The following is a 19,838-nucleotide window of genomic DNA, read 5'->3' on the forward strand; positions in this document are numbered from 1 at the left end:
GGTGCCGGGGCCCGTTTACGCTGCCGGGGCGAGTTCGGCCCGGCCGAACAGCAGCGCGTAACCGGTGGGGAGCTGGTGGAGGATGCGGGTGATGAGATCGGGGCCGGCGTGGGCGGCGACGGCCGCGAACACGGAGCCGGTGTCCCATCGGGTGGTGGCCAGGGAGGCCCCGGAGCGGGCGGCGAGGTCCTTGACGAAGGCCCATCCGGTGAGCAGCCGTGTGGCGGGGATCTGCGCGGTCAGGACACGCGCGGCCTTCAGGGGCAGGCAGGCGGCCAGGTCGACGCGCTCGTCGCCGGTCAGCTGACGCCCCAGGCCCCCGAGGACCAGGCGGACGGCTTCCTCGGCCCTCTCGCGGGTGGGGTAGGCGCCTTCGTAGCGGACCTTCTCCAGCATCTGCTCATACGCCGTCTCACACGGCTGCCGGTGCTCAAGCGGAACGCGCACGTCGGTGATCACTGCGGTGCATGCCTTTCTCGGTATCAGGGTGGGGTGGTGCCGGTGCGGGCACCGGCCGTGGGTCAGGTGGGTCGGGGCGGCCGACCAGGTGCCCGCCGAGCAGGGCGAGCACCAACTGCCCATAGAGGTGCGGAGGGCGGGGGAGGGTGAGGTCAGGGGCCCGTCCTCCGCACCCGGGCGACCGGCGTCAGCCGGAGATCTCCTTGTGGCCGGCTCCGACGCCGATGGAGATCTTGCGGGGCTTGGCGCGCTCGGCGATCGGGATCCGCAGGGTGAGCACACCCGCGTCGTAGTCGGCCTTGATGCGCTCGGTGTCGAGGGTGTCCGCGAGCACGATCTGGCGGGAGAAGACGCCCAGCGGCCGCTCGGACAGTTCCATGTGCACGTCGTCGGACTTCGCCGTCGGCCTGCGCTCGGCCTTGACCGTCAGCATGTTCCGCTCGACGTCGATGTCGATCGTGTCCGCGGTGACGCCCGGAAGGTCGAAAGCCACCACGTACTCGTCGCCCTCGCGGTAGGCGTCCATCGGCATCGCCGACGGCTTCGACCAGGTGCCCGGGCCCATCAGCTGCTGGGCCAGTCGGTCGAGCTCACGGAACGGGTCAGTGCGCATCAACATCGTGAAAACACCTCCAGTTGGTTCAGGCAGTTGCTGCCAATGCGACTCACTGAAACCGTTGTAACATGTCATCCAATGGATGACAAACATGATGTCGTCCACTCGATGACAACCTGAGGGAGGTGTCCATGACCCCGGCCGACGAGCCGTCCTCGCCCCACACCGACGCCCACAGCCCGGCGTCGTTCCTTGCCGCCGCGGCGGCCCTCGACGCCATCGACGACGCCCTGCGCGAGGCCCGGCACGAGAATCCGAACGCCCATGACGCTCCCGGTCCCGGCCCGGAACAAGCCCTGGCCTCCTTGTCGCAGCTGCGGCAGGTGCGTGAGCAGCTCGCCGGATGGGAGTCCGGTCTGATCGAAACAGCTCGTGACGCGGGCGCCAGCTGGGCCGATCTCGCCGACCCCCTCGGCGTCGCCAGCCGCCAGGCCGCCGAGCGGCGTTACCTGCGCGGTCGTCCCGGCCCGGCCGGGACGACGGGCGAGCAGCGCGTCCAGGCCACCCGACAGGCCCGCGCCGCCGACCGCACCACCGTCACCTGGGCCCGCCGCCACGCGGCCGACCTGCGCCGTCTCGCCGGCCAGATCGTCGCACTCACCGACCTCTCCCCGGCTGCCCGCCTCTCGGTCGGCGAGCTCAACGCGGCCCTCGCCCACGACGACCCCGCCGAGCTCATCGCCCCCCTGGCCGCCGCCCGGCGTCATCTGGGCCGTGCGCACCCGGACCTGACCGCCCAGGCCGACCGCCTCCATCCCCCCCTGACCCCACCCGGTGCCCGGGACGGCAGGATTCAGCCGACCTGATGTGCTCCTGCCGGAGGTACTCGCATCGCCGCGCGGACCAGAGCCGACATCACCCGCAGGTCGTCCCCCATCTCCGGGTGCCACTGCACGCCCAGCACGAAGGGCCCGGACGGACGTTCCACCGCCTCCACCGTGCCGTCCGCCGCATACGCCGACACCGCCAGGCCCTCGCCCAGACGATCCACCGCCTGGTGGTGATAGGTCGGGACGGCCGTCGAAGCCGCCGGAGCGATGGACTCGTACAGCGTGCCCGGCACCGGCTTCACCTCGTGCGTCCCGAAGACGCCCACCGCCTCCACATGGCCCTCCATGTGCTGCACGAGCGTGCCGCCCAGAGCCACGTTCAGGAGCTGCATCCCCCGGCAGATGCCGAGGAGTGGCGTACCGGACGCCAACGCCGCCTCGATCAGGGCGAGTTCCCACGCATCCCGCTCCCGCGCCGGCGGGCCCGTGCGTTCCTCGCGCTCCGCGCCGTAGCGCACGGGCTCGACGTCCGGGCCACCCGCGATGACCACGCCGTCGAGGCGGGCGACGACGTCATCCGCGTACGAAGGATCGTCCGGCGGGAGCATCGCGGTGAGGCCGCCCGACGCCTGCACCAGGCGCGGGTAGCCGACGGGGAGCAGTGCCGCGGGCAGCTCCCACACGCCCCAGCTCGCCTTCGGCTCCAGGTACGTGCTGACACCGATCAGCGGTCGGCCGGTGGTCTCGCTCACCCTCGTCTCCCTCATGCTCAGTCGTACTCGGCTGTACTCAGTCGCGTTCCAGTTCCGCCTCCGCGGCGGCGAGCGCCGCGAACTCCTCCTCGGGCGCCCGCGCCACAAGATGCTTGCGGCTGTAGAAGCCGAAGTACGCGACCGCCACCACGTATACCGCGAGCGCGATCAGCGCCGCCGTCACGTCCACCAGGAACGTCGCGACCAGCGCCGCGCAGGCGAGCACCAGCGCAACGGATGAGGTCAGGATGCCGCCCGGCGTGCGGTAGGGCCGCTCGAGGCCCGGCTCCCTGCGGCGCAGCACGATGTGCGAGAGCGACATCAGGGCGTACGAGATGGTGGCGCCGAACACCGCCACGTTCAGCATCCGCGCGCCGTCCCCCGTCGCCGCCGCCAGGCCGAAGCCGATCGCACCGGGGACCAGAAGGCCCAGGTACGGGGCCTTGCGGCTGCTCGTCAGCGAGAGGAAGCGTGGCAGGTAGCCCGCCCTCGACAGGGCGAAGAGCTGGCGCGAGCCCGCGTAGATGAGGGAGAAGAACGAGGCCACCAGGCCCGCAAGACCCGCGTAGTTGACGATGCGGCTGAGCGCCGTCGCCTCACCGCCCGGCTGCAACGCCTCCACCAGCGGGTTGCCCGCACCCTGGATCGCGTCCGCGCCGCGCGCACCGGCCGACGCGAAGAACGTCATCAGCGCGAGCACGATGAGGATGGCCATCGACCAGCGGATCGCGCGCGGCAGCGTGCGGGCGGGGTCCTTCGTCTCCTCGGCGGCGAGGGGTACGCCCTCCACGCCCAGGAAGAACCACATGCCGAACGGGAACGCCGCCCAGATGCCCAACAGGCCCATCGGCAGCCAGGAGTTGGCGCCGAACGCATCACCGTCCACCGCGATGTCGTTCAGCTTCGACGCGTCGAAGTCCATGAACGCGCCGACCGCGAAGACGAGCAGCGCCGCCACCGCGATGCCCGTGACGACGAAGCTGAAGCGCAGCGCCTCGCCCACACCCCACAGGTGGATGCCGATGAAGACGACGAAGCAGGCCAGATACACCGGCCAGCCGGAGGTGAGGCCGAAGAGGCCGAGCGACTCGACGTAGTCGCCGATGAAGATGGAGATCGCGGCCGGCGCCAGGATGTACTCGATGAGGATCGCCGTGCCGGTGAGGAAGCCGCCCCACGGGCCGAGCGCCCGGCGCGCGAAGCCGTAGCCGCCGCCCGCGGTGGGCAGTACCGACGACAGTTCGGCCAGCGAGAACACCATGCACGCGTACATCACGCCCATGAGCGCCATGGCGATCCCGAGGCCGCCGAAGCCGCCCTCCGCCAGGCCGAAGTTCCAGCCGGAGTAGTCGCCGGAGACGACGTACGCGACGCCGAGGCCGGTGAGCAGCAGCCAGCCCGCGCTGCCCCGGCGCAGTGTTCTGCGCTCCAGGTAGTCGTCCGCCGGTTCGGCGGTACCACTCGACTTGGGGGACTCCACGGTCATGGCACGACTCCTGGGGACGGATGACGGATGACGGGTGACGGGTGACTCAATGGAACGGATCCATACCTTTGTCGTGCCGGGTGCGAGAAAGCAAGACCCGCGCGTTACACCGCCGTAAATCCCCCACGCCCTGCCCCTTATGTCAGGAAGCCCCGCAGCAGCGCGGCCGTACCGGCGCAGTGTTCGCGCATCATCTCCCTCGCCCCGTCCGCGTCCCCGTCGAGCACCGCCTCGACAAGCGCGGTGTGCTGGCGCTGCGAATGCTCCAGATTCCGTACCAGGAGCGGGATGCAGTCCAGGAGGTCGTTGACGCTCGCGCGCACCGCCGCGTACTGCGCGGTGAGCGAGGGGGAGCCGCACAGTTCGGCAAGGGTCAGGTGCAGGAGGGTGTCCAGGCGGCGGTACTCGGAGAGCGGGGCCTCGTGGGTGCGTGCGAGCGCCGTGCGCAGCCGGTCCTGCTGCTCCTCGGTCAGGCCGTGCGCCGCGCAGAGCCCGGCCGCGCCGACCTCCAGAACCTCGCGGAAACGCAGCGCGTCCTCGACGTCGACGTCCGCCACGCGCCGCCGCAGTTCGTCCTCGCCGGCCGCCTCGGGGCGCGGACGCACGAACGTGCCGCCGTACCTGCCGCGCCGCGACTCGACGAGGCCCTGGTCCTGGAGCACCTTCAGGACCTCGCGCAGCGTGACCCGGCTGATGCCGAGGCGGTCGGCCAACTCCCGCTCCGACGGCAGGCGTTCGCCGCCGGGCACCAGGCCGAGGCGTACGACCTGGAGGATCTGCTCCAGGGCTTCCTCGAAGCCGTTGCCCGCCCGTACGGGGCGAAGGACCGGCGTGAGCCGGTCGTCGCCGGGAGAAGCCGCCGCGTCGGCGTCCGTGTGCGACATCTGGCCGTACCCCCTTCCCAATCAATGGTTCTCGGCAATACCTTATGGCTCTCGGCTGACCCAAGGAGGATTTTCCCGTGGCAGACCGCACACCCCCGCTCGGGATCGAGGAGCTGCGTGCTCTCGTCACGAGCGGCGAGATCGACACTGTCGTCCTGGCCTTCCCCGATATGCAAGGGCGGCTCCAGGGCAAGCGGTTCGCCGCCCCGTTCTTCCTCGACGACGTCCTGGAGAACGGCACGGAGGGCTGCAACTACCTCCTCGCCGTCGACCCGGAGATGAACACCGTCGAGGGCTACGCCATGTCCTCCTGGGACCGCGGCTACGGCGACTTCGCCATGCGCCCCGACCTGAGCACCCTGCGCCGCGTCCCCTGGAACGACGGCACCGCGATGCTCATCGCGGACCTCGCCTGGAACGACTCGTCGCCCGTCGTGGCCGCGCCCCGCCAGATCCTGCGCCGCCAGCTCGACCGGCTCGCCGAGCTCGGCTACACCGCCAACGTCGGCACGGAACTCGAGTTCATCGTCTTCAAGGACACCTACGAGCAGGCCTGGGACGCGGGCTACAAGGCCCTGACCCCGGCGAACCAGTACAACATCGACTACTCCGTGCTCGGTACGGGACGCATCGAGCCGCTCCTTCGCCGCATCCGCAACGAGATGGCGGCCGCCGGGCTCGTCGTCGAGTCGGCCAAGGGCGAGTGCAATCCGGGCCAGCACGAGATCGTGTTCCGCTATGACGACGCCCTCGTCACCTGCGACCAGCACGCCATCTACAAGACCGGCGCCAAGGAGATCGCGTCCCAGGAAGGTGTCTCGCTCACCTTCATGGCCAAGTACAACGAGCGCGAGGGCAACTCCTGTCACATCCACCTCTCGCTCGCGGACGCGGACGGCACCAACGCCATGGCAGGTGACGGGCCGGGAGGCATGTCGGCCGTCATGCGGCACTTCCTTGCCGGGCAGCTCGCGGCGCTGAGGGAGTTCTCGCTCCTTTACGCGCCCAACATCAACTCGTACAAGCGGTTCAGGCCGGGCTCGTTCGCGCCGACCGCCGCCGCCTGGGGCTACGACAACCGCACCTGCGCCCTGCGCGTCGTCGGCCACGGCCGCTCCATGCGCTTCGAGAACCGGCTGCCGGGCGGCGACGTGAACCCGCACCTCGCGGTCGCCGGACTCGTGGCCGCAGGGCTGCACGGCATAGAGCAGAAGCTCGAACTGCCCGAGGAGTGCACGGGCAACGCCTACACCGGTGACTACGCGCACGTCCCCACCACCCTGCGCGAGGCAGCCGAGCTCTGGGAGAACAGCGCCATCGCCAAGGCAGCCTTCGGTGACGAGGTGGTCGCGCACTACAGCAACATGGCCCGGGTCGAGCTGGACGCCTTCGACTCCGCGGTGACCGACTGGGAGCTCCGCCGCTCCTTCGAACGTCTGTGAGGCACCCTTGCTCAAGGTATTGAATCCGGCGACCGAAGAAGTCGTCGCGACCGTCCCCGCCGCCACCGCACAGGACGTCGACGCCGCGGTCGTACGTGCGGCCGCAGCACAGGCGAAGTGGGCCGCCGCGGCCCCCGCCGACCGGGCACGGCTGCTGCGCCGCTTCGCGGCTGCGGTGGACGAACACCTGGAAGAACTGGCCCAGTTGGAGGTGCGCGAAGCCGGTCACGTCATCGGCAACGCACGCTGGGAAGCCGGCAACGTCCGTGATCTCCTCGACTTCGCGGCCGGGGGAGTGGAGCGGCTGAGCGGCCGTCAGATCCCCGTGTCCGGCGGCCTGAACGTCACGATCCTCGAACCCCTCGGTGTCGTCGGCGTCATCGCACCCTGGAACTTCCCGATGCCGATCGCCGCCTGGGGCACCGCCCCGGCGCTCGCGGCAGGCAACGCGGTCATCCTGAAGCCCGCCGAGACGACCCCGCTCACCGCGCTGCGCCTCGCCGAACTCGCTCTGGAGGCAGGCCTGCCCGAAGGCCTCTTCCAAGTGCTGCCCGGCGTCGGCGACGTCGCGGGCAACGCCCTGGTCGAGCACCCCGGCGTCGCCAAGATCGTGTTCACAGGATCCACCCGGGTCGGCAAGCAGATCATGGCCAAGTGCGCCGACCGCGTGAAGCGCGTGACGCTGGAACTCGGCGGCAAGAGCCCGAACATCGTCTTCGCCGACGCCGACGTGGAAGCCGCCGCCCTCGCCACCCCCATGTCGTATCTCGACAACTCCGGCCAGGACTGCTGCGCCCGCACCCGCGTCCTCGTCCAGCGCTCGGTGTACGACCGCTTCCTGGAGATCGTGCGGCCCGCCGTCGAGTCGATCGTCGTCGGTGACCCGGCCGACGAGAAGACCCAGATGGGTCCGCTGATCTCCAAGTCCCAGCTGGAAAAGGTGCGTTCTTACGTGCCGTCCGGCGCCGGAATCCACGGTACGACCCCCGAAGGCCCCGGCTTCTGGTTCCCGCCGACCCTCCTCACCGACGTCGACCCCACGTCTCCGGTGGCGACGGAGGAGGTCTTCGGCCCGGTCGCCGTCGTCATCCCCTTCGACGACGAGGCCGACGCCATCCGCCTGGCCAACGCGACCGAGTACGGCCTGTCGGGGTCGATCTGGACGCGGGACGTCAGCAGGGCGCTGCGGGTCTCCCAAGCCGTCCAGGCCGGGAACCTCTCCGTCAACTCGCACTCCAGCGTGCGCTATTGGACCCCGTTCGGGGGTTACAAGCAGTCCGGACTCGGCCGTGAGCTCGGCCCGGACGCGCTCGCCGCTTTCACGGAAACCAAGAACGTCTTCATCAGCACGGAGGCCTGAGCACCATGACCGAAGCAACCATCTGCCGCCGCCTGGTAGGCCGCACCGCCGTCATCACCGGCGCGGGCAGCGGCATCGGCCTCGCCACCGCGCGCCGCCTCGCCTCCGAGGGCGCTCACGTCGTCTGCGGCGACATCGACGAGAGTGCCGGCAAGGCCGCTGCCGACGAGGTCGGCGGGATCTTCGTCAAGGTCGACGTCACCGATGCCGAGCAGGTCGACGCGCTCTTCAAGACGGCGTTCGACACCTATGGCTCGGTCGACATCGCCTTCAACAACGCGGGCATCTCGCCGCCCGACGACGACTCCATCCTGGACACGGGCCTCGAGGCCTGGAAGCGCGTCCAGGAGGTCAACCTCACCTCCGTCTTCCTGTGCTGCAAGGCCGCCATCCCCTACATGCGGCGCCAGGGCAAGGGCTCGATCATCAACACCGCGTCGTTCGTGGCGAGGTTGGGCGCGGCGACGTCCCAGATCTCGTACACGGCCTCCAAGGGCGGCGTCCTGGCCATGTCCCGCGAGCTGGGCGTGCAGTTCGCCCGCGAGGGCATCCGCGTGAACGCGCTCTGCCCCGGCCCGGTCAACACCCCGCTCCTCCAGGAGCTCTTCGCCAAGGACCCCGAGCGGGCCGCGCGCCGCCTCGTCCACATCCCCGTGGGCCGCTTCGCCGAGGCCGACGAGCTCGCCGCCGCCGTGGCGTTCCTCGCCAGCGACGACTCCTCGTTCGTGAACGCCACGGACTTCCTGGTCGACGGCGGGATCTCGGGCGCGTACGTCACGCCCGTGTAGCCGTCCCCGCGGCCGTCCTCCTTGTAGTTCACCCCGCAGCAATCCTCCCGACAGCCGGGCGTCGCACGACGCCCGGCTGTCCTGCGTAGACACAGGAGTGTGTTCATGAACCTCAAGCGCCGCTGTGCCGCGGCCGCAGCCGTCCTCGCCGTCGCCACAGCCGGACTCGTCACCGTCCAGGCGACCGCGGAGGCCACGCAGCCCGCGCGGTCCCCCGGCCCCACGGCCAAGTGCCCCACGCTCACCGTCACCTCGGGCTGGTACGGCGACAACAAGGCCGGGCTCCAGAAGATGATCGACACGTACGGGCGCTGCGGCGACGGCGGGCACCAAGGCGGAGGCAGGGGCGGGGCCAAGCCCGTCGCCGCCTTCGACTGGGACAACACGGTCATCAAGAACGACGTCGGCGACGCCACCATGTTCTGGCTCCTGCGCAACAGCAAGATACGTACGCCCCAGAGCGCCGACTGGCACACCACGAGCCGCTATCTCACCGACCCGGCGGCCAAGGCCCTCGCCAAGGCCTGCCCCACCACCGGCACCACCCTCCCCACGCGTCGCGACGCGGACTGCGCCGACGAGATCGTGTCCGTCTACAGCGAGGGCACCACCACCGGCGGGGACGCGGCCTTCGCCGGCTTCGACCACCGCCGCATGGAACCGCAGTACGCCTGGCTGGCCCAGCTCACCCGGGGCTGGTCCACCCGGCAGGTCAAGGACTTCGCGACCGCCGCCCGCAAGGAGAACCTCGCCGCGCCCGTCGGCACCGAACAGCGGGTGGGCACCGGCAAGGTCACCGGCTGGGTCCGCTACTACGACCAGCAGCGCGATCTGATCCGTACGCTCAAGAAGGCCGGATTCGACGTCTACGTGGTCTCCGCGTCCCCCGAGCCGGTCGCCGAGGTGTGGGCGCAGAGCGTCGGCGTCGACGCCCGGCACACCATCGGCATCCGCAACGTGGCCGCGCACGGGAAACTGACGGCCCATTTGAAGGGCTGCGGAACCGTCGATGACGGCGACGACTCCATGATCACGTACATCGACGGCAAGCGCTGCTGGATCAACCAGGAGATCTACGGAGTCCGGGGCGCGGCGGCCGAGAAGGTCCAACCGGCCTCCAAGCGGCAGGTGTTCGCGGCCGGTGACTCCGACACCGACATCTCCTTCCTGCGCGACGCCACGGGCCTTCGCCTCGTCCTGAACCGCAACAAGAACGAGCTGATGTGCCGCGCCTACGACAACGGCGACCGCCGCTGGCTGGTGAACCCCATGTTCATCGAGCCCAAGGGCAAGCTCGCGAAGCCGTACCCGTGTGCCACCACCGGCTACACCGAACGGGACGGAAAGGAGGGCCCCGTGCGCCGCGCCGACGGGTCCGTCATCCCCGACCAGAAGGACACGGTGCACGGGCCCTGACCGGACCCGAGGGATTGATGTACGGTCCATGCGCATGCGTAACAGACATGCCTTGGCTTTGACGCTGGCCGCGGCCGCCGCTCTGGCGGCCGTACCGGCGTCGCTTCCCGCGGCCGCCGCCACGCCCGCGAACCCCACCGCTGCGAAGGCCCATTGCCCGCAGCTGTCCAAGAAGCTGACCTGGTACGGCGACAACCGCGCCAAGCTCCAGCAGATGATCGACGAGCGCGGACGCTGCGGCTCCCACCGGGGGCACGACCGGAATCGTCCCGTCGCCGCCTTCGACTGGGACAACACCGTCGTCAAGAACGACATCACCGACGCGACGATCGCCTGGTCCCTCCACCACGACAAGATCCTGCGCCCCGCCTCCTGGAAGTCCACCAGCAAGTGGATGACGGACGAGGCCGACAAGGCGCTCACCAAGGCCTGCGGCACGAAGGTGCCGGTCGGCAAGCCGCTGCCCACCTCCACCGACACCGACTGCGCCGACGAGATCTTCGAGGTCCGCGAGGACGGCAAGACCATGAGCGGCGCCGCCGCCTTCGCGGGGGAGTGGGACCACCGGCACACCGTCCCGCAGTACGCCTGGGTGCCCCAGCTCTTCGCCGGGCACACCGTGCCCGAACTGGAGTCGTATGCCGCGAAGGCCCGCAAGCAGGTGCTCGCGGCCCCCGTCGGCGCCACCCAGACCGTGGGCACGCACGAGATCCCCGGCTACGCCCGCTACTACGACCAGCAGCGCGACCTGATCCGCACGCTCAAGAAGGCCGGGTTCGACGTCTACATCGTCTCGGCGGGCTCGGAGCCGGTGACGGAGGTCTGGTCCAAGGGCGTCGGCATCGACCGCAAGCACACCATCGCCATCCGCTCCGTCCTCGACCGCAAGGGCCGGATCACCACCTGGAACCAGGGCTGTGGCGACGTACCGGTGAACAAGGGCGAAGCCATCCCCTACATCGACGGCAAGCGCTGCTGGATCAACCAGGAGATCTACGGCGTCAAGGGCAAGTCGGCCTGGGACAAGCAGGACCCGTCCCACCGCATCGCGCTCGGCGGCGGCGACGCCGACACGGACGTGACGTTCGTCGGCGACGCCACGGGCGCGCACCTCGTCCTGAACCGGAACAAGAACGAGGTCATGTGCCGTGCGTACGACAACGCCGACGGCCGCTGGGTCGTGAACCCCATGTTCATCGAGCCCATGAAGCAGAAGCCGGACCTCTACCCGTGCTCGACGGCCGCGAACAACGAGCCGGACGGCAGCAAGGGCCCGGTCCTGCGCGAGGACGGTTCGGTGGTGCCTGATCAGGCGGACGCTGTGTACTGACTGTTCTGATCTTCGGAGCACGTCCTAGAGTGCCGGGATGAGCATGACGCCCCCTCCTGGCTGGTACGCGGACCCGTCGGCCCCACCGGCGCAGCACGTCGAGCGCTGGTGGGACGGGTCCGCGTGGACCGAGCACCGGCGTGCGCCCGAAGCCCCTCAGATGGGCCAGGCGCAGCCGGGGTTCGGCCCGCCGCAGGCACAGGCGCACGCGCAGGTACAGGCACAGACCCAGGTCCAGCCGCTGCCGGGGGCGTCCAGAGGCGGCCGGGCCAAGGTGGTGGCGCTGACCACCGCCGGGGTCGTCCTGGTCGCGTCGATCGTCACGGGCGTGGTGCTCCTGGGCGAGGACGACTCGGACCCGCAGAGCGGCTTGCCCGAACCGGCCGTATCGCAGCCGGTGGAAACGGCCACGAAGACCTCCCCGACACCCACCACATCGGCGGCCGACCCCGACCCCTCCACCCTCGTCGACCAGCTCAACGGCATCACGATCCCCGTCCCCGACGGCTGGGAGAAGGCCGACAGCACGGTCGGCGGCGATCCCACCGTCCGTACCCCGAAGACGTACGACTGTCCGGGCGAGGGAAGCCTCTGCCGCCACGGCACGGTCTACTCCCGCACGTCGACGGGGACCGACGAACGCTCGCCCGAGGCGCTGGCCCGGAGCGACATCAAGGACGCGGCGGACCGTGCGTACGACGAGGACAAGGTCGGCATGGAGCCGTTCGGCGGGATCGCCCGGCACGAGAAGGTCAAGGAGGGGAACGTCGCGGTCGGGGGCCGCTCCGGCTACCTCGTGCGCTGGCGGGTCCACACGGAGAAGGGCCCCGGCGGATACGTCCAGTCGCTGGCCTTCCCCTCCAGCCGCGGGTCCGAGGCGCTGGTCATCGTCCGCTTCGCCATCGACGCCGGGGGCGAGGCGCCGCCGCTCTCCGACATGGACAAGATCACCAAGGGGATCCGCGCCGTCGGCGACAGCGACACGGGCGGCGGCGTGGGAAGCAGCGTGGGCGCGACGCCCTGACGGCACCTCAGAGGTCAGACGGGCCCTCAGAGGTCAGAGGAACGTGTGGCCTTCCCCCCTGTACGTCGGCACGGTGGCCGTCACGCGGTCGCCCTCGACGAGGTGAAGCGCGTCGAACCGCTCGCACAACTCCCCGGCCTTGGCGTGCCGGAACCACACCTTGTCGCCGATGAGGAGATCGTCGGCGGGGGCTCCGAGCAGCGGGGTCTGCACCTCGCCCGCGCCCTCCTGCGGGTCGTAGCGCAGCCCCTCGGGGAGATACGGCTCCGGGGAGCGGTCGGGGCCCGCGGCACCCGAAGCGGGGTAGCCCCCGCCGAGCACGGTCACGGTGCCCACGCCGGGGCGGCGCACGACGGGCTGGGCGAAGAGCGCGGCCGGACGCCCGCTGAACGACGTGTAGTTGTCGAAGAGGCGCGGTACGTACAGGCCCGACCCGGCGGCGATCTCGGTCACCGCCCGCTCGGCCGCGGTGTGCTGCACGCTGCCGGTGCCGCCGCCGTTGACGAACTCCAGCTCCGGCGCGACCGCCCGCACCGCGCGGATGGTCTCGGCGCGGCGCGCGGCGAGCTCCTTGCGGGCGGCGGACTGCATGAGGCGGATGGCCCGCGAACGCGCGGGGCGACCTGCCACCGCGTCACCGACGCCCGCCACATGTCCTTCGTACGCCATCACGCCCACGAGCCGGAAGCCGGGCCGCCGGACCACGGCACGGGCGAGCGCGGCGACTTGGGCGGGGGAGTGCAGGGGCGAGCGCAGCGCACCGATCCGCACGCGTCCCCCGAGGATCTTGAAGGCGGTGTCGAGCTCCAGGCAGACCCGCACCTCTTCGCGCCCGCCGTCCCTGGCCTCGTCGATGAGCCGCAGCTGCGCCGGGTCGTCGACCATCACCGTCACCGATGACGCGAGCTTCGGGTCGGCGGTCAGCTCGGCGAAGGCGGCGCGGTCAGCCGAGGGATAGGCGAGCAGGATGTCGTCGAACCCGGAGCGCGCGAGCCACAGGGACTCGGCGAGCGTGAAGGACATGATCCCGGCGAAGCCGTCGCGGTCCAGGACGCGTTCGAGCAGCGCTCGGCAGCGCACGGACTTGCTCGCGACCCGGATCGGCTTGCCGCCCGCCCGGCGCACCAGATCGTCGGCATTGGCGTCGAATGCCTCCAGATCGACGATCGCGACGGGGGCGTCGAGGTGTGCGGTGGCCCGGTCGTAGCGGGCCCGGTCTGCTGCACGGGGGGTCATGGCCGAAGCCTGCCAGACGCGATTACCCGAGGGTAGGGGGATGATCCGGGCAGATCGCCCGGGGCCGCGGACTGGTTCCCTCACGGCCGGAATCTGCCCTTAGAGTTACGCGCAGAAGAGCGAGGAAACGGGGGGTGCATGAGCACGGAAGCGCGACGGGCTCCCGTCCCGCCACGTCCCACGACCCCGCCTCCGCCGCCGGGCCCGCCCGCGTCCCCGCCGCCCGCTCCGTCCGCGCGCTTCCCGGACCTGCGTCCGCCGACGGCCGATCCGGCACCGGCCCCGGCATCCTCGGACGGTCAGGGATCTGTGCCGCTGTCGACGGCATCTACGGCGTCTGCTCGAACCCCTGAAGACGACCGGGACGCCGAGCAGCAACAGCCGCCGCCGTCAGTGAACGGCCCCGCGCCCGCCGACGCAGATCGGGACTCCCTCCTCGGTGACCTGCTCGCGCCCTTCGACCGGGTACGGATGCCGAGGCCCTCGACATCGCAGGACGACACGGACAACTCAGACAGCACGGACGACGCTGCCGCCGACGCACAGGAGTCGCCGCCCCCGCCGCCCGCGTCGGCGCGCTTCCCTGACACACGGCCGCCGTCAGCGGCGACACAGACGCCCGCGCCGAACCCTGTTCCCGTGCCGAGCTCCGATCCCGTGTCGGGCCCGCCGCCCGCGTCGGCCCGCTTCCCCGACGCACCGCCGCCGCCAGCGATGCCCCGGACGCACGCGCCGAGCTCCGGGACCGGCCCGGCTCCCGTCCTGCCCCCGCCGCGCCCTCCCGCCCCGCCGAACTACGGCGTGCAGGACGCGGTGCAGGACAAGGAGAGCGAGCCAAGGGCCGCGGACTATCCGCTGCGTCCCCCGATGCCCCCGGTGCCGCCGTCGGAGCCTGCGGCGACGGGCATATCCGCGCCCGCCCCGACGCCTGCAGCCCCGACGCCTGCAGCCACGGCCCGGTCCGCGTCGGCCGGGACCGGTGGGCCCGCCCCCGAGGCCCCGCCCACCCACGCACACGCCCACACGCCCAAGCCCATATCCACCCCAGCCCCCTCCCCGCGAACAACCGCCGCCCGCCGCGCGGTCGGCGCCGTCGACCTGACGCCCGGCCCCGGGGCCGGGCGGCCCTTCGTGTCGTTCGCCCGGCCCGCGCTGTACGACGACAGCACCACGCGGCTGCGGCCCGTCCGCACCTGGGTGCAGCCCCGCGTGACCGCGGCCGCCGCCTGCGCCGTGCTCGGGTTCGGTCTCATCGCGGGTGCGGCCACCGGGAGTTGGCTGACCGGGAGCTCCGAAGGAACGGGCGCCACGCGGAACACGTACGCCGTGGCGGGCCAGCTCTGGCACAGCGTGCCCGTCGACAAGCTCTTCCCCGTCACCCTCAAGGGAGAGGGCGCGGGTCCCGGCGGAGCCGACCGCACCTGGACCCGTGTCGCCGTCGCCCCCGACAGCAACTGCAGGAACGCCTTCGACCCGCTCCTGCGCAAGGCGCTCGCCCCGGCCGGCTGCCTCAGGCTGCTGCGCGCCACGTACACGGACGCGACCCGCAGCCATGTCACCACCGTGGGCCTGCTGTTCACCAAGGCCGACGCCGACGCGATGCGCTCCCTGCGCACCCGCTTCACGGAGGAGGGCCTGGACCGGCGCGTCGATCTCATGCCACGGCCGTACGCGGCCAAGGGCACCCCGGCCGCGGACTTCGGCGATGCCCAGCGCGCCTCCTGGACCGTGTCCGTGCTCCCTGACGCCCCCGTCGTCGCCTTCTCGGTCTCCGGCTTCGCCGACGGCCGTACGGTCACCGAACCCGAGCCCGCCGACGAGGCCGTGAAGACCTCCGCCGCCACCGACCCGGGCCAGGCGGGCCTCGGCAACGAGGCGAAGGGCATCGCCGACCGCGTCGAGCGGCGGCTGCGCAAGACCATCGCGGCGACGGAGAAGTCCTCATGAGAATCCGCCGGTTCGGCGTTGCGGCCCTCGCCGCGTCGGTCGCCCTCCTGCCCACCACCGCGCACGCGGATGACGGCATACGCGCCCAGCAGTGGGCCCTCGACGCCATGCGCACCGGCCAGGCCTGGCAGACCACCAAGGGCAAGGGCATCACCGTCGCCGTCCTGGACACCGGCATAGACCGCGACCACCCCGACTTGGCGGGCAGCGTCCTGGCAGGCAAGGACATGGTCGGCTTCGGAGCGGAGAAGGGCGACCGCCCCTGGGCCCGGCACGGCACCGCCATGGCCGGCATCATCGCGGGCCACGGACACGGCGCGGGCGCCGGTGACGGTGTGATCGGCATCGCGCCACAGGCGAAGATCCTGCCGATCCGCGTGATCCTGGAGGACGGTGACCCGGACCGCTCGAAGGCCCGCAACACTCGGGGCAACGCCCTTGCCGACGGCATCCGCTGGGCCACCGACCACGGCGCCGACGTCATCAACCTCTCCCTAGGCGACGACTCCAAGACCGCCCACCCCGAACCCGCCGAGGACGCCGCCGTCCAGTACGCCCTGAAGAAAGGCGCCGTCGTCGTCGCGTCGGCGGGCAACGGCGGCGAGCGCGGCGACCACATCTCCTACCCGGCGGCCTACCCCGGCGTCATCGCCGCCACCGCCGTCGACAAGAACGGCGACCGCGCCTCCTTCTCCACCCGCCGCTGGTACGCCACCGTCAGCGCCCCCGGCAAGAAGATCGTCATCGCCGACCCCGACCGCGAGTACTACGAAGGCTGGGGCACCAGCGCCGCCTCGGCGTTCGTCTCCGGTGCCGTCGCCCTCATCCGCGCCGCCCATCCCGGTCTGACCCCGGCCCAGATCAAGCAGCTCCTCGAGGACACCGCCCGCGACGTCCCCAGCGGGGGCCGCGACGACTCCCGCGGCTTCGGCTTCATCGACCCCGCGGCCGCGATCGCCGAGGGCGGCAAGAAGAAGCCGGAGGAGCTGAGCTCAGCGGCGTACGGGAAGAAGTACTTCGGTTCGGGCCCGGACGAGGCCGCGAGCGACGGCGGACCCGCCGGCTGGGTGGGCCCGGTCGCGGGCGGCATCGGCGTGGCGCTCCTGGCGGCGGCGGTCTACCTCTGGCGCGGCCGTCGGGGAAGCGGCACCCGTCCCGGCACCGCCCGATAGGGCCCCGACCGCGGTCGGAAGGGCCAGGACCCCGCTCGATAGGGTCAGGACCGTGGCGAACAAGAACATCCCGGACCCCGGCTTCTCCGACGACGACGGGTCCGCCGACCCCCGGCTCACCGCGGCCCTGACCGCGTGGGCCGAGGACCGCACGGCGCACGGCCCCGTACTGGAGGCGCTCACCGGCGCCCGGCTGCTCGTCCCCGTGGTCGCCGTGCTCGGCGAGGTGGAGGAAGGCGAGAACGGCCTTCGCCGCGAGAAGTCCAGCGACATGGCGGTGCCCACCCTCAAGGCGGGCGACCGCAAGGCGCTGCCCGCGTTCACCTCGACCCAGTCCCTCGCCCTGTGGGACCCGCAGGCCAGGCCGGTAGCGGTCCCGCTGCACCAGGCGCTCCAGGCCGCGGCGCACGAGCAGGCCGACACGATCGTGCTCGACCTCGCGGGGCCCGTCCCCTACGAGATCAACCGGCCCGCCCTGATCACCCTCTCCGAAGGCCGTCACACCCGGGACCCGCTCCTGGACCCCGCCGTCACGGCCGCCGTGCGCGCGGCCGTCGCCGCCGATCCTGCCGTCCGGCGCGCCTACCTCGGAGCGGGCACCGCGGACGGCACCCTGGCGCTCGTCCTCGACGCGTCGGCGGACCCGTCCGAAGCCGCCCAGCGCGTCGCCCGGCGCATCGCGGCCGACGAAACACTGAGGGCCCGCCTGGTGAGCGGCCTCGACCTGGCACTCCTGCCGGCCGAGGCGACGCCACCGGGCGAGCCCCTTTACGTAAGAGAAGGCTGATTCCGTACGAGAAGGCTGATCACGTACGAGAGGGCCGAGACGGCCGGGGAGGTCAGCCGAAGATCGGGCCCGTGTACTTCTCGCCCGGGCCCTGACCCGGCTCGTCCGGCACGTCGGACGCCTCGCGGAAGGCCAGCTGCAGCGACTTCAGGCCGTCGCGCAGGGGGGCCGCGTGGAACGAGGAGATCTCCGTGGCGCTCGCGTCCATCAGACCGGCGAGCGAGTGGATCAGCTTGCGCGCCTCGTCCAGGTCCTTGTGGGGCTCGCCGCCCTCCGCGAGGCCCAGGTTCACGGCCGCGGCACTCATCAGGTGGACGGCGACCGTGGTGATCACCTCGACCGCGGGGACGTCCGCGATGTCACGGGTCAAGGCGTCGAAGTTGGGGGAGTCGCCGGTGGCGGACTCGGGGGCAGGGGTCGCGTCGCTCATGTCCCACACGATAAGCGGAGCCCCGCAGCCGGTGACTCGCGGGAGTGCGTGGGCCCGCTGGTTAGCCCCACCCCCGTGGAGCTGCTAACCTTGTGTAACGACCGGCCGGATACTCGCGTACCGACGCAGAGACCCGGCCCACAAGTGGAGGCTCCGCTTCCCACCTAGTCGCTCCTTGAGCGGCAGGTCACCGGTCAGGCCTCCGCAGTCCCCGAGACTACGGCAGGCCCGAGATGCGCCCCGCGATCATCGCGGAGGTGCTCCGGTAGCAATGGAGCCCCTTCCTGTGATCGGTTGGGGCATTTTTTATGTACTCACTCGGTTGGTCTAGATAACAGACGTAACGCGGCTGTCCGCCAGACCGCCGCGTGGTGCTACCGAGGAGGATCCATCAGCGCCGAGCCCCGCATCAACGACCGGATTCGAGTTCCCGAGGTGCGACTCGTCGGGCCCAGCGGCGAGCAGGTCGGGATCGTTCCGCTTGCCAAGGCCCTGGAGCTCGCACAGGAGTACGACCTCGACCTGGTCGAGGTGGCGGCGACCGCCCGTCCGCCCGTGTGCAAGCTCATGGACTACGGGAAGTTCAAGTACGAGTCGGCCATGAAGGCCCGTGAGGCGCGCAAGAACCAGGCGCACACGGTCATCAAGGAGATGAAGCTCCGGCCGAAGATCGACCCGCACGACTATGACACCAAGAAGGGTCACGTCGTCCGGTTCCTCAAGCAGGGCGACAAGGTCAAGATCACGATCATGTTCCGTGGTCGCGAGCAGTCCAGGCCGGAACTCGGCTTCCGACTGCTGCAGCGTCTCGCGAACGACGTCGAAGACCTCGGGTTCATCGAGTCGAACCCGAAGCAGGACGGCCGAAACATGATCATGGTCCTCGGTCCGCACAAGAAGAAGACCGAAGCCATGGCCGAGGCTCGCGAGGCCCAGGCCGCCCGCAAGGCCGAGCGACAGGGCCGCACGGACGACGACTCCGCCGACGAGGCGACGCCCGACGAGGCCGTTGCCGAGGTCGAGACGCCTGCCGAGGCGCCCGCCGAGAAGCCTGCTGAGGCGCCTGCCGAGGAGCCCGCCCAGGCCTGATCCGGGACGCGCCTCCCAAGCGCGCCTTGGATGACAACCGATACATCTGACGCTCCCTGCCCACGGTTCGCAGGAACCGGGAACGGCAGGGAGTGCCAATGACGAGGAGAGAACGGCGCTATGCCGAAGAACAAGACGCACAGCGGTGCCAGCAAGCGCTTCAAGATCACCGGCTCCGGCAAGGTGCTCCGTGAGCGCGCCGGCAAGCGCCACCTGCTCGAGCACAAGTCGTCCCGTCTGACGCGTCGCCTCAGTGGCAACGCCGAGATGGCCCCGGGCGACGCCAAGAAGATCAAGAAGCTTCTCGGCAAGTGAGTCCGGGCGCACACCGCGCCTGAACTCTGACCGGGACCCAATCGATACCGGGTCGTGTGAGTCCAACCACGGCCCCGCTACAAGGAGTTAACAAGTGGCACGCGTCAAGCGGGCAGTCAATGCCCACAAGAAGCGTCGGGCGATCCTCGAGGCTGCCAAGGGTTACCGCGGCCAGCGCTCGCGCCTGTACCGCAAGGCCAAGGAGCAGGTCACCCACTCCCTGGTCTACAACTACAACGACCGCAAGAAGCGCAAGGGCGACTTCCGTCGGCTGTGGATCCAGCGCATCAACGCTGCGGCCCGCGAGAACGGCATGACGTACAACCGCCTCATCCAGGGTCTCAACGCCGCCAACATCGAGGTGGACCGCAAGATCCTCGCGGAGCTCGCCGTCAACGACCCGAACGCGTTCGCCGCGCTCGTCGAGGTTGCGCAGAAGGCTCTGCCGAGCGACGTCAACGCCCCGAAGGCGGCCTGACGCTTCGCTGTACTTGAGCGTTACTCGCGGACCCGCAGGCCCATTGGCCTGCGGGTC

At 70.9% G+C, this 19,838-nt stretch carries 21 protein-coding genes; 14 read left to right on the forward strand and 7 right to left on the reverse strand.

Annotated elements, in window-relative coordinates; genetic code table 11:
* Positions 1 to 15 precede the first annotated feature (15 nt).
* Entirely contained in the window at positions 16 to 459 is a 444-nt protein-coding gene (locus ACFQ7F_RS37945) for a DUF2267 domain-containing protein (protein WP_383281231.1), read from the reverse strand.
* Between the two features lie 187 nt (positions 460 to 646).
* Positions 647 to 1,078: an Hsp20/alpha crystallin family protein gene (locus tag ACFQ7F_RS37950; protein WP_383281234.1), complete on the reverse strand. Its 432-nt coding sequence runs from the start codon at positions 1,076 to 1,078 to the stop codon at positions 647 to 649.
* Between the two features lie 128 nt (positions 1,079 to 1,206).
* On the opposite strand from ACFQ7F_RS37950, the gene ACFQ7F_RS37955 reads away from it, so the two are divergent.
* Complete coding sequence (locus ACFQ7F_RS37955; protein WP_383281237.1) at positions 1,207 to 1,881, forward strand: type III effector protein; 675 nt, start codon at positions 1,207 to 1,209, stop codon at positions 1,879 to 1,881.
* On the opposite strand, the gene ACFQ7F_RS37960 is transcribed toward ACFQ7F_RS37955, so the two are convergent.
* The 3 genes from ACFQ7F_RS37960 to ACFQ7F_RS37970 all read right to left on the reverse strand — a co-directional run bounded on the left by ACFQ7F_RS37960 (position 1,869) and on the right by ACFQ7F_RS37970 (position 4,967).
* A complete protein-coding gene (locus ACFQ7F_RS37960) occupies positions 1,869 to 2,573 on the reverse strand; it encodes a gamma-glutamyl-gamma-aminobutyrate hydrolase family protein (protein ID WP_383281284.1) in 705 nt (234 codons plus the stop codon). The genes ACFQ7F_RS37955 and ACFQ7F_RS37960 overlap by 13 nt on opposite strands.
* A gap of 61 nt (positions 2,574 to 2,634) precedes the next feature.
* Positions 2,635 to 4,083 (reverse strand): ethanolamine permease, encoded by a 1,449-nt coding sequence (gene eat / locus ACFQ7F_RS37965; RefSeq protein ID WP_383281240.1) that lies wholly within the window; start codon positions 4,081 to 4,083, stop codon positions 2,635 to 2,637.
* 137 nt (positions 4,084 to 4,220) lie between these two features.
* On the reverse strand, positions 4,221 to 4,967 hold the full coding sequence (locus ACFQ7F_RS37970) for a FadR/GntR family transcriptional regulator (protein ID WP_383281243.1): 747 nt from the start codon (positions 4,965 to 4,967) through the stop codon (positions 4,221 to 4,223).
* Positions 4,968 to 5,044: 77 nt separating this feature from the next.
* On the opposite strand from ACFQ7F_RS37970, the gene ACFQ7F_RS37975 reads away from it, so the two are divergent.
* The 6 genes from ACFQ7F_RS37975 (at position 5,045) to ACFQ7F_RS38000 (ending at position 12,327) form a co-directional block, all read left to right on the forward strand.
* A complete protein-coding gene (locus tag ACFQ7F_RS37975; RefSeq protein WP_383281247.1) occupies positions 5,045 to 6,409 on the forward strand; it encodes a glutamine synthetase family protein in 1,365 nt (454 codons plus the stop codon).
* Positions 6,410 to 6,416: 7 nt separating this feature from the next.
* Positions 6,417 to 7,769, forward strand: a complete 1,353-nt coding sequence (locus ACFQ7F_RS37980; protein WP_383281250.1) for an aldehyde dehydrogenase family protein — start codon at positions 6,417 to 6,419, stop codon at positions 7,767 to 7,769.
* A 5-nt stretch (positions 7,770 to 7,774) separates the two neighbouring features.
* On the forward strand, positions 7,775 to 8,557 hold the full coding sequence (locus ACFQ7F_RS37985; protein ID WP_383281253.1) for a 3-oxoacyl-ACP reductase: 783 nt from the start codon (positions 7,775 to 7,777) through the stop codon (positions 8,555 to 8,557).
* 105 nt (positions 8,558 to 8,662) lie between these two features.
* On the forward strand, positions 8,663 to 9,973 hold the full coding sequence (locus ACFQ7F_RS37990) for a haloacid dehalogenase-like hydrolase (RefSeq protein ID WP_383281256.1): 1,311 nt from the start codon (positions 8,663 to 8,665) through the stop codon (positions 9,971 to 9,973).
* A gap of 34 nt (positions 9,974 to 10,007) precedes the next feature.
* Positions 10,008 to 11,303 carry a haloacid dehalogenase-like hydrolase gene (locus ACFQ7F_RS37995; protein WP_383281259.1) on the forward strand — a complete coding sequence of 432 codons (1,296 nt, stop codon included), beginning with the start codon at positions 10,008 to 10,010 and terminating at the stop codon, positions 11,301 to 11,303.
* Between the two features lie 37 nt (positions 11,304 to 11,340).
* Positions 11,341 to 12,327 carry a DUF2510 domain-containing protein gene (locus tag ACFQ7F_RS38000; protein WP_383281261.1) on the forward strand — a complete coding sequence of 329 codons (987 nt, stop codon included), beginning with the start codon at positions 11,341 to 11,343 and terminating at the stop codon, positions 12,325 to 12,327.
* Between the two features lie 33 nt (positions 12,328 to 12,360).
* Here the strand turns inward: ACFQ7F_RS38000 and ACFQ7F_RS38005 are convergent, their stop codons facing one another.
* On the reverse strand, positions 12,361 to 13,563 hold the full coding sequence (locus tag ACFQ7F_RS38005) for an amino acid deaminase/aldolase (protein WP_383281264.1): 1,203 nt from the start codon (positions 13,561 to 13,563) through the stop codon (positions 12,361 to 12,363).
* Positions 13,564 to 13,697: 134 nt separating this feature from the next.
* On the opposite strand from ACFQ7F_RS38005, the gene ACFQ7F_RS38010 reads away from it, so the two are divergent.
* The 4 genes from ACFQ7F_RS38010 to ACFQ7F_RS38025 all read left to right on the forward strand — a co-directional run bounded on the left by ACFQ7F_RS38010 (position 13,698) and on the right by ACFQ7F_RS38025 (position 17,469).
* Positions 13,698 to 13,916, forward strand: a complete 219-nt coding sequence (locus ACFQ7F_RS38010) for a hypothetical protein (protein WP_383281267.1) — start codon at positions 13,698 to 13,700, stop codon at positions 13,914 to 13,916.
* 286 nt (positions 13,917 to 14,202) lie between these two features.
* Positions 14,203 to 15,510, forward strand: coding sequence for a hypothetical protein (locus ACFQ7F_RS38015; protein WP_383281270.1), 1,308 nt, complete (start codon positions 14,203 to 14,205; stop codon positions 15,508 to 15,510).
* Positions 15,507 to 16,682 (forward strand): type VII secretion-associated serine protease mycosin, encoded by a 1,176-nt coding sequence (gene mycP / locus ACFQ7F_RS38020; protein WP_383281272.1) that lies wholly within the window; start codon positions 15,507 to 15,509, stop codon positions 16,680 to 16,682. Before ACFQ7F_RS38015 ends, mycP begins: the two co-directional genes overlap by 4 nt.
* A 52-nt stretch (positions 16,683 to 16,734) precedes the next feature.
* On the forward strand, positions 16,735 to 17,469 hold the full coding sequence (locus ACFQ7F_RS38025) for an SseB family protein (protein ID WP_383281275.1): 735 nt from the start codon (positions 16,735 to 16,737) through the stop codon (positions 17,467 to 17,469).
* 52 nt (positions 17,470 to 17,521) lie between these two features.
* Here ACFQ7F_RS38025 and ACFQ7F_RS38030 read toward each other — a convergent pair whose 3' ends face one another.
* Entirely contained in the window at positions 17,522 to 17,899 is a 378-nt protein-coding gene (locus ACFQ7F_RS38030) for a DUF1844 domain-containing protein (RefSeq protein ID WP_383281278.1), read from the reverse strand.
* Positions 17,900 to 18,289: 390 nt separating this feature from the next.
* Here ACFQ7F_RS38030 and infC point away from each other — a divergent pair, with 390 nt between their 5' ends.
* From infC to rplT, 3 genes are all read left to right on the forward strand, one after another.
* Positions 18,290 to 18,988 carry a translation initiation factor IF-3 gene (gene infC / locus ACFQ7F_RS38035; protein ID WP_383281287.1) on the forward strand — a complete coding sequence of 233 codons (699 nt, stop codon included), beginning with the start codon at positions 18,290 to 18,292 and terminating at the stop codon, positions 18,986 to 18,988.
* A 120-nt stretch (positions 18,989 to 19,108) separates the two neighbouring features.
* Positions 19,109 to 19,303 (forward strand): 50S ribosomal protein L35, encoded by a 195-nt coding sequence (rpmI, locus tag ACFQ7F_RS38040; protein WP_135330421.1) that lies wholly within the window; start codon positions 19,109 to 19,111, stop codon positions 19,301 to 19,303.
* A 94-nt stretch (positions 19,304 to 19,397) separates the two neighbouring features.
* Positions 19,398 to 19,781 carry a 50S ribosomal protein L20 gene (rplT, locus tag ACFQ7F_RS38045; RefSeq protein WP_383281281.1) on the forward strand — a complete coding sequence of 128 codons (384 nt, stop codon included), beginning with the start codon at positions 19,398 to 19,400 and terminating at the stop codon, positions 19,779 to 19,781.
* Positions 19,782 to 19,838: the final 57 nt, after the last annotated feature.

Source organism: Streptomyces sp. NPDC056486, assembly GCF_042795295.1.
Taxonomy (GTDB): Bacteria; Actinomycetota; Actinomycetes; order Streptomycetales; family Streptomycetaceae; genus Streptomyces.

Excerpts from the sequence above, each read along its gene's own strand:
- ACFQ7F_RS37990 (WP_383281256.1), top strand. The coding sequence starts at position 8,663 with ATGAACCTCAAGCGCCGCTGTGCCGCGGCCGCAGCCGTCCTCGCCGTC.
- ACFQ7F_RS38000 (WP_383281261.1), top strand. The coding sequence starts at position 11,341 with ATGAGCATGACGCCCCCTCCTGGCTGGTACGCGGACCCGTCGGCCCCA.
- ACFQ7F_RS37985 (WP_383281253.1), top strand. The coding sequence starts at position 7,775 with ATGACCGAAGCAACCATCTGCCGCCGCCTGGTAGGCCGCACCGCCGTC.
- ACFQ7F_RS38030 (WP_383281278.1), bottom strand. The coding sequence starts at position 17,899 with ATGAGCGACGCGACCCCTGCCCCCGAGTCCGCCACCGGCGACTCCCCC.
- ACFQ7F_RS37970 (WP_383281243.1), bottom strand. The coding sequence starts at position 4,967 with ATGTCGCACACGGACGCCGACGCGGCGGCTTCTCCCGGCGACGACCGG.
- ACFQ7F_RS37955 (WP_383281237.1), top strand. The coding sequence starts at position 1,207 with ATGACCCCGGCCGACGAGCCGTCCTCGCCCCACACCGACGCCCACAGC.
- eat (WP_383281240.1), bottom strand. The coding sequence starts at position 4,083 with ATGACCGTGGAGTCCCCCAAGTCGAGTGGTACCGCCGAACCGGCGGAC.
- mycP (WP_383281272.1), top strand. The coding sequence starts at position 15,507 with ATGAGAATCCGCCGGTTCGGCGTTGCGGCCCTCGCCGCGTCGGTCGCC.
- rpmI (WP_135330421.1), top strand. The coding sequence starts at position 19,109 with ATGCCGAAGAACAAGACGCACAGCGGTGCCAGCAAGCGCTTCAAGATC.
- ACFQ7F_RS37995 (WP_383281259.1), top strand. The coding sequence starts at position 10,008 with ATGCGTAACAGACATGCCTTGGCTTTGACGCTGGCCGCGGCCGCCGCT.
- ACFQ7F_RS37950 (WP_383281234.1), bottom strand. The coding sequence starts at position 1,078 with ATGTTGATGCGCACTGACCCGTTCCGTGAGCTCGACCGACTGGCCCAG.
- ACFQ7F_RS38005 (WP_383281264.1), bottom strand. The coding sequence starts at position 13,563 with ATGACCCCCCGTGCAGCAGACCGGGCCCGCTACGACCGGGCCACCGCA.